The sequence below is a fragment of the Streptomyces sp. HNM0575 genome (assembly GCF_012726265.1).
Classification (GTDB): Bacteria; Actinomycetota; Actinomycetes; order Streptomycetales; family Streptomycetaceae; genus Streptomyces.
The window spans coordinates 116921-131413 of sequence record NZ_JAASAG010000004.1; the positions used below are offsets into that span (position 1 = coordinate 116921).

The 14493-nt window shown below is 74.9% G+C and carries 1 protein-coding gene (running past one end of the window); it reads left to right on the forward strand.

Annotation, left to right across the window (positions count from 1 at the left end):
• Nucleotides 1–14493, forward strand: partial view of a non-ribosomal peptide synthetase gene (locus HCC61_RS11965; RefSeq protein ID WP_169135370.1) — the 5' portion only. 3207 nt of this gene lie beyond the right edge of the window; the window shows 14493 of its 17700 coding nt (coding positions 1–14493); it begins with the start codon at nucleotides 1–3; its stop codon lies beyond the right edge, outside the window.

A 14493-nucleotide genomic window follows, 5' to 3' on the forward strand; every position in this document is an offset into this window, starting at 1 on the left:
ATGAGCATCCGCCGTGACCGACTGCCGCTGACCGAGGCGCAGCGCGGGCTGTGGTCCGCGCAGCGACTGGATCCCGCGAGCCCGGCCCATCTCGCCGCCGAGTGCGTGGAGTTGACGGGCCCGCTGCGGCCCGGCGCGTTCACGGAGGCGATCGGGCGCACCGTGGCGGAGACCGACGGGCTCGGGGTGGGCTTCCACAGCGACGGCGAAGAGGTGTGGCAGGTGCCGCACTCCGTGGAGCCCCTGGAGACGGTACGGCTGGACCTCCGCGGCAGCGACGCCCCGCGGGCCGCGGCCGAGCACTGGATGCGCCAGGAGCGTTCCGTACCGGTGGAGTTGGAGGGCGGCAGGCTCTACCAGCACGCGCTGCTGCGCGTCGGGGAGCGGGAGTGGCTGTGGTATCACCGCTGCCACCACATCCTGCTGGACGGCTACGGCTTCCTGCGCTTCGCCGAGCGGGTGGCGGAGAACTACCGGGCCCTGGAAGCCGGAGAGGCGCCGCCCGCACCGCAGTCGGGGTCGATCCGGGACGTGATCGCCGCCGACGAGGAGTACGCGGGCTCGGCACGGGAACGGGCCGACCGGGAGCACTGGAAGGCGCTGCTCGCCGACAGCCCGCACCCGTCGGCCCTCGGCTCCGTGCAGAGCCGAGGCCCCGCGCACGGCTTCCTGCGGCACCGGGAGACGCTGGAGCCCGAAGTAGCCGCCGGGCTGGCCGAGTCGGCGGCCACCGTGAAGGCCACCTGGCCGGAAGCGGTCTGCGCAGCCTGGGCCGTCTATCTCACCCGCCTCACCGGAGCGGACGAGGCCGTCATCGGGATGCCGCTGATGAACCGCACCGGCGTCCTGGCGAGGGTGCCGGCGACCACCGTCAACGTCCTGCCGTTGCGCGTACGCGTCGAGCAGCGCGAGCCGCTGGGCGATCTGGTCCGGCAGGTCGTCAAGGCGCTGCGCGCCCAGCGCCGCCACCAGCGGTACCGGGGCGAGCAACTCCGGCGCGATCTGGGCCTGTTCGGGAAGGGGCGGCGGCTGTACGGGCCGCAGCTCAACATCAAGCCCTTCCCCTCCCGGCTCTCCTTCGGCTCCTGCGAGGGCCGCACGCGCTATCTGGCGGCGGGTGCCGTCGAGGACCTCACCGTGACCGTCAGCGGTCTCGGCGAGCGGGACGGCCTGGAGGTGACGGCCGACGGCAACCCGGAGCTGTACGGCGAGGACGAGGTCGCCGCGCACGGCAGACGCTTCGCACACCTGCTGGAACGCCTCTCCCGGACGGATCCGCGGCAGCCGGCCGGGCGCCTGGTGATACCGGACGAGCCCGAACTGCGCCGCGTACTGCCCGACTTGAGCCACGCCGAGGGAGACGAGGACGGCTGGGGCCCGGAGCTGGACCTGACCCGTGGCTTCGCCGCCCAGGTACGGCGTACTCCCGGGGCCGTCGCCCTGCACAGACCCGGGCGGGAGGTGACCTACGCCCAACTCGACGAGCAAGTCGGGGAGTTGAGCCGGGCACTGGCCGCGCGCGGTGTGGGCCGCGGAACGCTCGTGGCGGTGGCACTGCCCCGCACCGAGGCGCTGCCGGTGACGCTGCTGGCCATCGCGAGGCTGGGCGCGGGCAGCCTCCCGCTGGATCCGGAGCACCCCGAGGAGCGGGTGCGGCAGATGCTCCAGGACAGCTCGCCGCTTCTGATGGTCACCGGTCCGCGACAGGCACGGCGGCTGGAGGTGCCCACGCTGACGGTGGACGCCGAGGGCCGGGCCGAGGGGCCGACGGTGGCCTCCGCCGAAGCCGCAGCGAACGCAGCGGATGTAGTGGACGCAGCGGACGTTCCCGTCGCACCGTCGGCACCGGCCGCAACGGGCACGGCGGGTCCCCGGGACACCTCGCACATCATCTTCACCTCCGGCTCCACCGGCCGCCCCAAGGGCGTGGTGATCCCGCGCGGTGCGATGGCCAATCTGCTGGCCGCCGCCCGGGACACCCTCCGGCTGGGGCCCGGCGACCGGATGCTGGCCGTGACCACGGTCTCCTTCGACATCGCCGCGACGGAGCTGTTCCTGCCGCTGCTCACCGGGGGTTCGGTCGTCCTCGCCGAGTCCGAGGAGGTGCGCGACCCGTTCGCGCTGGGCGCCCTGATCGAGGCGACCGCGCCGACCGTGATGCAGGCGACGCCCTCGCTGTGGCGGGTCCTGCTGGAGGCCGTGCCCGAACGGCTGCGCGGTCTGCGGATGCTGACGGCCGGGGAGGCGCTCACCCCCGAACTGGCCCGGCGGATGGCCGAGTCGGGCACCGAGCTGTTCAACCTCTACGGGCCGAGTGAGACCACCGTCTACTCCACCGGCGCCCGCCTCAGCGGCGAGGACCTGCGCGCGCCGCACGTGGGCGGGCCGCTGCGGCACACCCGCGCCCTCGTGCTGGACCGGGCCGTCACACCCGTACCGGTGGGCGTGACGGGCGAGTTGTATCTCGCGGGTGACGGCGTGGCCGACGGCTACCGGGGACGGCCCGGGCTGACGGCCGAGCGGTTCGTGGCCGACCCGTACGGACCGGCGGGCTCCCGGATGTACCGCACCGGCGACCTCGCTCGGTGGCGGCCGGACGGCACCCTGGAGGTCCTCGGCCGGGCCGACGCACAGGTGAAGATCCGCGGCCACCGCGTCGAGCCCGGCGAGGTGGAGGCCGCGCTGCTGCGTCATCCGAAGGTGCGGGAGGCGGCCGTGGCGGCCCACCCGCTGCCCGACGGGCAGCTCACCCTGGTCGCCTACCACGCCGGGAGCGCCGACGAGACGGAGCTGCGGGACCATCTGGCGGGGCTGCTGGCCCGTCAGCTCCTTCCCGGCCACTACGTCGCGCTGCCGGAGCTGCCGCGTACGCCCAACGGAAAGACCGACCGGAAGGCCCTGCCGGACCCGCGGCCGGCGGGCTCCGGCGCTGCCACGACGCCGGGCCGTACGTCCGCTCGTACGCCCGCCACGGACACCGAGGCGCTGCTGTGCCGGCTGTTCGCCCAGGTGCTGGGCCTGGCCCAAGTGGCCCCGGACGCCGACTTCTTCGCGCTGGGCGGCCACTCTCTGAGCGCGGCGCGGCTGGTGACGGCGCTGCGTGCCGAGGCGGGCGTGGAGGTCGCGGTGCGTGCGCTCTTCGACCGGCCCAGCGCGGCCCGGCTGGCTCCGGTGGTGGAGGAGGCCCGCGGTGCGCGGGAGCCGCTGACCGCGCAGCCGCGTCCGGCGCGGCTGCCGCTCTCCTTCGGGCAGCGGCGGCTGTGGTTCCTCCACCAGGCCGAGGGCGGCGGCTCCTACAACGTGCCGCTTGCTCTCGACGTACACGGCCCGCTGGATCCGGACGCGCTCCGGGCCGCGGCCGGTGATCTGCTGGAGCGGCACGAGGTGCTGCGCACGGTCTTCCCCGCGGACGAGGGCGAGCCGTACCAGCGGATCCTGCACCCCGGCGAGGCCGTCCCGGAGCTGATCAGCCGTCGCGTGGACGAGGGCCGACTGGCCGCCGCCGTACGGGAGTCGGCCGCCGAACCCCTCGATATCGGCGAACGGCTGCCGCTGCGGCTTGCGGTGCTGACCACCGCGCCCGACCGGCACACGCTGCTGGTGGTCCTGCACCACATCGCGGGCGACGAGTGGTCGCTGCCGACGCTGCTGAGGGAGCTGTCCGAGGCGTACACGGCGCGGCTGGCGGGCCGTGCCCCCGGCTGGGAGCCGCTGCCCGTCCAGTACGCCGATTTCACGCTCTGGCAGCGGCGCACGCTCGCCCGCCAGGAGGAGGCGCAGGCCGCGTACTGGCGGGAGCGGCTGGCCGGTGCGCCCGAGCAGCTCGCCCTCCCCTGGGCCGCGCCGAGGCCGCCGCACCCCGGTGGTCCGGCCGCCGAGCTGGACTTCGAGCTGACGCCCGAACTGTACGAGGACGTCAGGAAGTTGGCGCTCGCCACGCGCACCAGCACCTTCATGGTGCTGCACGCCGCGTTCGCTGCCACGCTCTCGCAGCTGGGCTGCGGTGAGGACATCGTGCTGGGCTCGCCCGTCGCCGGACGGGACGACGCGGCGCTGGCCGGCTCCCTCGGCTTCTTCATCAACACCCTTGTCCTGCGCACCGATCTGTCCGGCGCTCCCGGCTTCCGTGAGCTGCTGGAGCGGGTGCGGGAGAGCGACCTGGGCGCGCTCGCCCATCAGGAGCTGCCGTTCGAGCGGATCGTGGAGGAGGTGGCGCCGCCGCGGCTGCCCGGCGTGAGCCCGCTGTTCCAGGCGCTGTTCGCGCTGCGCTCCGAGCTGCCCGCCGAACCGCTCTTCCCCGGGCAGCAGGGCCGTCCACGGCTGGTCAGCACCGGAGAGGCCAAGTTCGACCTCCAGTTGACGGTCAGCGAGGACACCGCCGCCGCGCGGGCCGCCGGACAGCTGGAATACCGCACGCAGTTGCTCGCCGACGAGGACGCGGAACGGCTGGTGACCGCCTTCACCTCCGTGCTCGAACAGGCCGTCCGCGACCCCGAACGTCCCGTGGTCACCCTGGAGCCCCTCCCCCGCGCCGGCGCCGACGACGGCGAGCGCCGCACCCTGCCGCGGCAGGGCCTGGCCGCGCTGTGCGCCCGGCACGCGGCATCGCATCCCGGCCGTACGGCGCTCATCAGCGGCGAAGTGCGGCTCAGCCACGGGGAGTTGGACCAGCGGGCGGCCCGGCTGGCGCGGCTGCTGGCGCAGCGCGGCGCGCGCCCCGGCACCCTCGTCGGCGTCAGCCTGCCCCGCGGCCCGCACCTGCTGGTGACGCTGCTGGCGGTGGCCCGCACCGGGGCGGCCTATCTGCCCGTCGATCCGGGCTTCCCCGCGGAGCGGATCCGGCAGCTCCTGGACGATGCCGCGCCCACGCTGCTGGTGACCGAGGAGGACAGCGCCCCCGGCGAGGAGTACGGCGCCCCCGGCTTCGACGCCGCACGTACGGTGCGCCTCGACGACCCCGCCACGGCACGGGAGTTGGCGGCGCTGGAGCCGCTGCCGCTGCCGGAGCCCCGCCACGGCGGCCACCTCGCCTACGTGATCTACACCTCCGGCTCCACGGGCCGCCCCAAGGGCGTGGCCGTCACCGAGTCGGCGGTCGTCAACTTCCTGCTCAGCATGGCCGATCAGCTCGGCTTCACCGGCGAGGAGCGGCTGCTGGCGGTCACCACCGTCGGCTTCGACATCGCCGTGCTGGAGCTGTTCCTGCCGCTGGTGACCGGCGGCACGGTGCTGCTGGCCGACCGCGAGGAGGTGCGCGACCCGCTGGCCCTGGCCGCGCTGGTGCGCACCGGCGGCGCGACGGTGATGCAGGCGACGCCGTCCCTGTGGCGTGCCCTGACGGAGGCGGCACCCGAGGCGCTGCGGGGACTGCGGGTGCTGGCCGGGGGCGAGGCGCTGCCGCCCGATCTCGCCGTCCGGCTCGCCGAGTCGGGCGCCGGTCTGGTCAATCTCTACGGCCCGACCGAGACCACCGTCTGGTCCACCGTGGCCGCCCTGGACGAGAGTTCCGCCGCCGCCCCGCACATCGGCCGCCCGCTGTGGAACACCCGCGCCCTGGTGCTGGGCCGCGGTCTGCGTCCGCTGCCCGCCGGGGTGGTGGGCGAGCTGTATCTGTCGGGCGACGGGCTGGCACGGGGCTATCTGGGACGGCCCGCGCTGACGGCCGAGCGGTTCGTGGCCGACCCGTACGGACCGGCGGGCTCCCGGATGTACCGCACCGGCGATCTGGCCGTGCGGCGGCCCGACGGCACCCTGGAGATCGTCGGCCGCTCCGACCAGCAACTGAAGATCCGCGGCCACCGCGTCGAGCCCGGCGAGGTGGAGGCCGCGCTGCGCGCCGACGAGCGCGTACGGGACGCGGCCGTGCTCGCCCACACCTCGCCAGAGCATCCCGCGCCTCGGCTGGTGGCGTATCTGGTGGGCCCCGGCACCGAGGACGAGGCGCGGCGGGTGCAGCGGTCGCTGGCCGAGCGGCTGCCCGAGTATCTGGTGCCCGCGCTGTGCCTGCCGCTCGCGGAGCTTCCCCGTACGCCCAACGGCAAGCTGGACCGCGCGGCGCTGCCCGCCCCCCGCTTCACGGGCTCCGCGGGCCGTGCGCCCCGTGGCGAGCGCGAGAGCTTGCTCGCCGGTCTCTTCGCCGAGGTCCTGGGAGCCGAACAGGTCGACGCGGACGCCGACTTCTTCGCACTGGGCGGCCACTCCCTGCTGGCCGCGCGGCTGGCGGGCCGCGCCCGGCGGGTGCTGGGGCCGGGCCTGACCGTACGGCAGATCTTCGAGACCCCCACGGTGGCGGGACTCGCCGCACGCACGGGCGCGACGATCGCCGAGGGTGAGGCGCTGCCGGAGCTGACGGCGCGCGAACTGCCCGCCAGACCGCCGCTGTCGCCCGCCCAGGCACGGCTGTGGTTCCTGGACCAGGCCGGGGGTGGCGCCCGGTCCGCCTACCATCTGCCGTTCGTGCTCGGCCTGCGCGGCCCGGTCGACCTGAGAGCGCTGCGCGCGGCGCTGGAGGATCTGGTGGAGCGGCACGAGGTGCTGCGCACGGTCTTCCCCGCGGACGGGGGCGAGCCGTACCAGCGGATCCTTCCGGCCGGTGCGCCGGTCGCCGAACGCGCCCTGGACGAGGGCGAGTCGGAGCAGGAGGCGCTGGACGAGCTGAGCGCCCGGCCCTTCGCACTCGACCGCGAACCGCCGTTCCGCGTGACCGTGCTGACCCGGGGCGAGCAGTGCACCGTACTGCTGCTGCTCCACCACATCGCCGGTGACGAATGGTCCGTCGAGCCGCTGCTGACGGATCTGCACACCGCCTACGCGGCACGGCTGGAGGGCCACGCCCCTGACTGGGAGCCGCTGCCCGTCGGATACGCCCACTACGCCCTGTGGCAGCGGGAGTTGACCGCGCACCCGAGCCGGCAGCGGGAGCTGGAGCACTGGCGTACGGCGCTGGCCGGTGCGCCCGCCGAGCTGGAGCTGCCCACCGACCGGCCCCGCCCGGCGCGGCCCAGCGGACGCGGCGGCTTCTTCCCCTTCGAACTCTCCGAGGAGACCGCAGGAAGGCTGCGGCAGGTCGCACGGGACGTCGGCGTCACCCCGTTCGTGATCACACAGGCGGCGGTGGCCGCGCTGCTCAAGGCGCTGGGTGCCGGGGACGACATCCCCCTGGGCGTGCCCACGGCGGGCCGCGGCGACGAGCGGACGGAGGCGCTGGTCGGCTTCTTCGTCAACACGCTGGTGCTGCGCTCCGACCTGTCCGGGGATCCCACGTTCCGGGAGCTGCTGGAGCGGGTGCGGGCGGTCACCCTGGACGGCTTCGACCACGCGGGGGTGCCGTTCGAGCAGGTGGTGGAGGAGCTGAACCCGGAGCGCTCCGGCGCCAATCCGCTCTTCCAGGTGATGCTCACCTACCAGAACCGGGCGCCCGTCCCCTTCCACAGCCCCGGCCTGGAGACCGGCTTCGGGCTGCACCCGCAGGACGTGGCCAAGTTCGACCTGATCTTCGGCTTCACCGACCACCGGGACACCGGCCGGCTGGAGGGCGCCGTCAACTACAGCGCCGACCTGTTCGACCGCTCCACCGCCCGGTCGCTGGCCGACCGGCTCGTGCGGCTGCTGGACGCCGCGCTGGCCGACCCCTCGGCGAAGCTCAGCCGCCTTCCCGTACTGGACGAGGCCGAGCGGCGCACCCTGCTCACCGGCTGGAACCCCGCCGGGAGGCACGAGGGGGCCTGGGACGTCGCGGAGCGCTTCGCGGCGCAGGCCGCCGCTCGTCCGGACGCGGTGGCGCTGCGCCACGAGGGCCGTTCGGTCACCTATGGCGAACTGGACGGCGCCGCCGACGCGTTGGCGCGGCGGCTGATCCGGCGGGGCGTGGGCGCGGAGGACCGGGTGGCGCTGCTGCTGTCCCGTACGCCGCGGATGGTGGAGGCCGTCCTCGCCGTCGCCAAGACCGGTGCGGCCTATGTGCCGGTCGATCCCCGCTATCCCGCCGAGCGCATCGCCTGGACCCTGGCGGACGCCGCGCCGCTGCTGGTGCTCGCCGAGGAGGGCGGCACCGTGCCGGGCGACGGAGAGGTGCCGGTACTCCGGCCGGACGGGAACGGGGGCTGGAACGAGCACGAGCACGGGAACGGGGACGGGCACCGGGACGGGGATGGGGCGCGCGAGGCGGGGGCGGTGGCCCGCGAGACCGCGGCGCGTGAGGCCAGGGCGGAGGTCCACGAGGACGGCGACGGCCAAGAGCCCCTGCGCCGCGCGGAGTTGGTGCGCCCCGTACGGCCGGACCACGCCGCGTATGTGATCTACACCTCCGGCTCGACCGGCCGCCCCAAGGGCGTGGTGGTCACCCGGCGCAACCTCGCCCGCCTCTTCGACGCCACCGCCGAGCGCTTCGGCTTCGGGCCCGAGGACACCTGGACCCTCTTCCACTCCTACGCCTTCGACTTCTCCGTCTGGGAGATGTGGGGCGCGCTGCTGCACGGCGGGCGCCTCGTCCTCGTACCGCACGAGACCGCCCGCTCCGCGCCCGACTTCCTGCGGCTGCTGCACGAGGAGCGCGTGAGCGTCCTCAACCAGACGCCCGCCGCCTGCTACCAGTTGACCGAGGCGATGGAGACGCCCGGAAGCAGGGAGGACCCCGCGAGTCACGGCGTGCCCGGCTCGCTGCGCTGGCTCGTCTTCGGCGGCGAGGCGCTGGACCCGGCCAGGGTCGCCCCCTGGCTGCGGGGCACCGACCCGCCCCGGCTGCTCAACATGTACGGGATCACCGAGACCACCGTCCATGTGACCGAGTACGAACTGACCCTCCCACGCGTCCGGATGGCGGAGGAACTGGCCGTCAGTCCCGTCGGGCGGGCCGTCGACGATCTGCGCCTGTACGTGCTCGACGAGGCGCTGCGTCCCGTACCGGCGGGCGCCGCGGGCGAGTTGTACGTGGCGGGCGGCGGACCGGCCCGCGGCTATCTGGGCCAGGCCGCCCTGACCTCGTCCCGTTTCGTCGCCGACCCGTTCGGGCCGCCGGGAGCGCGGATGTACCGCAGCGGCGATCTGGCCCGCTGGTCCCGCGACGGTCAACTGCGCTATCTGGGCCGCGCCGACACCCAGGTCTCCCTGCGCGGCTTCCGCATCGAGACCGCCGAGATCGAGGCGGTGCTGCGCACGCGGGGCGGTGCTGCGGACGCGGCGGTGGTGCTGCGGGAGCTGCCCGCCGGGCCGGTGCTCGTCGCCTGCACCACCGGCGGCGTGCCGGAGGAAACGCTGCGCAGGGCGTGCGCGGACACGCTGCCCGAACACATGGTGCCCTCCGTCTTCATGGACGTGGAGCGGCTGCCGCTGACCGGCAACGGCAAGCTGGACCGGGCGGCGCTGGCCGCGCTGCCGCTGCCGCGACCCCGGGGCGACGGGATGTCACGAGGGCCGCGCGACGCACGCGAACGGCTGCTGTGCCGCCTGTTCGGCGAGGTGCTGGAGCGCGAAGTGACCGGCGTCGACGAGGACTTCTTCGCGCTCGGCGGCCACTCCCTGCTGGTGACCCGGCTCGCCGGACGCATCCGCGGCGAACTGGGCGTACGGGTCGCGGTACGCACCCTCTTCGAGACGCGTACGGTCGCCGGGCTCGCGCGGCGCCTGGCCGCCGAGGAGCAGGCCGTACGCGCCCAACTGCCGCCGCTGGCCAGGGCGGAGTCCCGCCCGGATCCGCTGCCGGTCACACCGGCGCAGGCCCGGCTGTGGTTCCTGCACCGCCTCGCGGGCTCGGGCACCACCTACACCGTGCCGCTGCTGCTGCGTCTGGGAGACGGCCCTGAGGGCGCGGCAGCGGAAGGCCCGGCGGCCGAAGACCTCGTGACGGAACGCCCGTTGAGGGAGGAGACGCTGCGGGACGCCGTGGCCGCGCTGGTGGAGCGGCACGAGATCCTGCGCACCGTCTACCCCGAGGTGGACGGCCGTCCCGTTCAGCGCGTACTGCCCCGGGTGGAGCTGCCCTGGGAGCGCCGCGAGGTGGCCGACGCGGAGGAAATGGCCGCCGCCGCACGGGAATTGGCGGCCGAGGAGTTCGACCTGGAGCGTCTGCCGCCGCTGCGCTGCCGCTGGCTGACCACACCGCGGGGCGAGCGCGGCCTGCTGCTGGTGCTGCACCACATCGCCTACGACGAGGGCACCACCGCACCCCTCCTCGACGACCTGGCCGCCCTCTGCCGTGCCCGCCGCGACGGCGCCCCGGATCCCGCGCCGCCCGCCCTCCAGTACGCGGACTACACGCTGTGGCAACAGCGCGCGCTGGCCGGGCGCGAGGAGGCGCTGCTCGCCCACTGGCGGGAGCGGCTGCGGGGCGCCCCCGCCGAGGTACCGCTGCCGCTGGACAGACCGCGACCGGCGGAGGTGGACCAGCGGGGCGACTCGGTGGAGTTCCCGATAACCGCCGGGGCGCACCGGGCCGCCGCCCGGCTCGCCCACGAAGACGGCGCCACCCTCTTCATGGCGCTGCACGCGACGCTGGCGGCCTGGCTCACCGGTCACGGAGCCGGCACCGACCTGCCGCTGGGCACCGTGCTGGGCGGCCGGGAGGAGGAGCTGCTGGCCGGGATGCCCGGTCTGGTGACCGGCACGGTCGTGCTGCGCACCGACACCTCCGGCGATCCCACCTTCCGTGAACTGCTGCGCCGCGTACGGGAAGTGGACCTGGAGGCCTTCGACCACGGCGAGCTGCCCTTCGAGCGGCTGGTGGACGAGATCAGTCCCGAGCGGTCGCTCTCCCGCCACCCGCTCTTCCAGGTGGCGCTGGTGCACCAGAACGCGCCACGGGCCGAGGTGGACCTGGGCGGCACCCGGGCCGGGGTGGAGCTGCTGGAGACCCGCGGCGCCAAGTTCGACCTGACCCTGGCCGTGGTGGAGGAGGCCGGGCGCGACGGGCTCACGGCCGCGTTCAACTACCGTACGGCGCTCTTCGACCGGGAGTCCGTCGAGGCGTTCGCCCGCCGGCTGGTGGCACTGCTGGAGTGGCTGTGCGCGCACCCCGACGTGCCGCTGAGCCGGGCGCCGGTCATGGACTCCGGCGAGCGGACCCGCGTCCTGGAGGGGTGGGCGGGCGAACCGGTCACCGGGGAGGAGCCCTCCACGCTCTCCGAGCTGGTGCGGCGCCAGGCCGCCCGCACTCCGGAGGCGGAGGCGCTGCGGGACGAGCAACGCTCGTGGAACTACGCCGAGTTCGACGAGGAGGCCGACCGCCTCGCCCGGCGGCTGACCGACCTGGGCGTCGGACGTGGCGATGTGGTGGCCGTGGGGTTGCCGCGCTGCGCCGGACTGGTGCTGGCCGTGCACGCCGTGCAGCGGGCGGGCGCCGCCTACCTGCCGCTGGACCCCGAGCTTCCCCCGGCCCGCGTACGGACGCTGCTGGAGGACTCGGGCGCGGCGGCCGTGCTCACCACCCGCGCTCTCGCCGCGGGCACCAACCCGGACGAGGACCGTCCCACGCTCGCCGTGGACGAGCCGTTTCCGACGGACGAAGTACCGCCCGGCGTAACGGAGTTGGACACGGAGTTGGACACCCCACGGCCCGGGGACCCCGCCTATCTGATCTTCACCTCCGGCTCCACCGGGCGCCCCAAGGGAGTCCTGGTCGAGCACTCCGCCGGGGTGGACCGGCTGCGCTGGGCCCAGCGGACCTATCCGCTGCGCGCCGACGACCGGGTGCTGCTGAAGACCCCGGCGAGCTTCGACGTCTCGGTGTGGGAGCTGTTCTGGCCGCTTACGGCGGGCTCCACGCTGGTCGTCGCCGGGGCCGAGGACCACCGCGACCCCCAGCGCGTCGCCGGTCTGATCCGCCGGCACGCCGTCACCACGGTCTTCTTCGTGCCGTCCATGCTGGCCGCCTTCGCCTCGGTCGCCGCCCCGGAGGACTGCGCTCCGGAGGACTGCGCCGGGCTGCGGCGGATCTTCTCCAGCGGCGAGGCCCTGGCACCGGCCGTCGTGGCCGACGTCCACCGGCTGGCTCCGCATGCCGAGCTGCACAACCTCTACGGGCCCACCGAGGCGGCCGTACATGTCACGTACTGGCACACGCGGGCCGAGGACGCCACGGGCGCCCGGGTGCCCATCGGCCGTCCGGTGGGCGGCAGTCACGCCCTGGTGCTGGACGAGCGGCTGCGGCCGGTGCCGCCCGGCGTGGCCGGTGAACTGTATCTGGCGGGCGGGCAGTTGGCGCTGGGCTATTTGGGACGCGCCGGGCTGACGGCCGAGCGGTTCGTCGCCCACCCCTACGGTCCGCCCGGCTCCCGCCTCTACCGCAGCGGCGACCTCGCCCGCTGGCGCCGCGACGGAGTGCTGGAGCATCTGGGCCGGGTCGACGACCAGCTCAAGCTGCGCGGCCAGCGCGTGGAGCCGGGCGAGATCCAGGCCGTGCTGGACGGCCATCCGCACGTCGCGCACAGCGCGGTCGTGGCGCGCACGGAGGAGGCGACGGGGGCGACCCGGCTGGTGGGCTATCTGGTGCCGCAGGTGCCCGAGCCGGACCTCGCGGCGGTCGAGGAGCATCTGGCCCGCGAACTGCCCGCCCATCTGGTGCCGTCCGCGCTGGTGCCGCTCGATCGACTGCCCGTCACCGCCAACGGAAAGCTGGACCGGTCCGCGCTGCCGCCGCCACCGGCACCGTCGGGGCAGCCGGGCGGCACCGCGCCCCGTGGCGAGGACGAACGCCGCCTCGCCGCGCTCTTCGGCGAACTGCTGCGGCTGGACCCGGCGGCCCCGGTCGGCGTGGAGGACAGCTTCTTCGCCCTGGGCGGCGACAGCATCCTCTCCATCCAACTCGTCGCCGCCGCCCGCGCGTTGGGCCTGCGCTTCACCCCGCAGGACGTCTTCCGGCAGCGCAGCGTGGCAGGGCTGCTGTCGGTCGCCGAACGCGACGACGAGCAGCCGGTCGCGGAGGCCACCGCGGCCGCCCGTAACGCCCCGGCCGAGGGCGAGGCGTGGCCGGTCACCCCGTTGCAGCAGGGCCTGCTCTTCCTCTCCCAGTACGACGAAGGCGCCCTGGACCTCTACCAAGTGCAGGTGGTGCTACGGGTCGGCGGAGCGCTGGATACCGCACGGCTGCGCGAGGCGCTGCGGACCGTGGTGGCGCGGCACGCGCCACTGCGCAGCGCCTTCTCCACCGCGGAGGACGGCACGTGGACGCAGCGTGCGCACCCCGAAGTGGCCGCCGAGGTCGGCGAGTTGGACCTGCGGCGCCGCCCCGCGCGGGAGCGTCCGCGCAGGGCGCAGCGGCGCATCGAGGACGAGCGGCTGCGCCGCTTCGACCTGTCCGCCCCTCCCCTGCTGCGCTGCACGGTCATCCGACTCGGCGACGACAGCGCCGAGTTGGTGCTGACCGGTCACCATCTCGTCCTGGACGGCTGGTCGATGCCGCTGCTCGTACGGGAGCTTGCCCATGCCTACGGGGGCCGGGAGCTGCCCGCGGCGCCGCGCTACTCCGACTATCTGGCCCGCCTCGCCGACCAGGACCGGCCCGCCGCCGAAGTCGCCTGGGCGGAGGCCCTGGAGGGCGTGACCGAGGCGACGCGGCTGGTGCCGGAGGAGTCGCGCGAGGCGGAGGTGCCCGAGGAGCACACCCTCACCCTGGACGCGGAACTCACCGCGCGGCTCGGCGAGTTCGCCCGCCGCCACGAACTGACCCTCGGCACGCTGCTCCAGACCGCCTGGGGCCTGGTGCTCTCGGCACACACCGGCCGCCGCGACGTGGTCTTCGGCACGGTGGTCTCCGGCCGGGACGCCGAAGTGCCCGGCATCGAGAGCATGGTGGGGCTGCTGGTCAACACCGTGCCGGTACGGGTGCGGCTCGATCCGCGGCGGACCCTGCTGGAGCTGGCGCAGCAGGTACGGGACGACTTCGCCGCGCTTCTGCCGCATCAGCACCTGGCGCTGGCCGACATCCAGCGCGCCCTCGGCCGGGGCGTCCTCTTCGACACGCTCACCGCCCTGGAGAACTACCCCGCCGAGCGGCCCTCGGCGCTGGGCGAGGCCGCCGGGCTGGAGCTGGGCGACGTACGCGGCTGGGACGCCACCCACTATCCGCTGACCTTCGTCGCCCTGCCCGGCGAGCAGTTGACGCTGCGGCTGAAGTACCAGCCCTCCGCCCTGGACGAGGGCCTCGTACGGCGCCTGGCGCAGCGCGCGCGGCGGACGCTGGCCGCCCTCGTGGACTCCCCCGGCACCCCGCTCTCCCGCTTCGGCTCCCTGCTGGAGGAGGAACGCGCCGCCATCACCGCCGGCGGTCAGGGCGCCGAGGCCGCCGAACCCGTCACCTGGGCGGGGCTGTTCGAGCGGCAGCGCGACGGGCACCCCGACGCGGTGGCGCTCAGCGCTCCCGGGGGCGAGCTGAGCTACGCCGAACTCGGCGAGCGGGCAGGCGCGTTGGCCGCGCGGCTGGCGGCGCGCGGCGTCAGGCCCGGGGATCTGGTCGCCGTCGCGCTGCCCCGCTCGGTGGACATGGTCACCGCCCAACTGGCC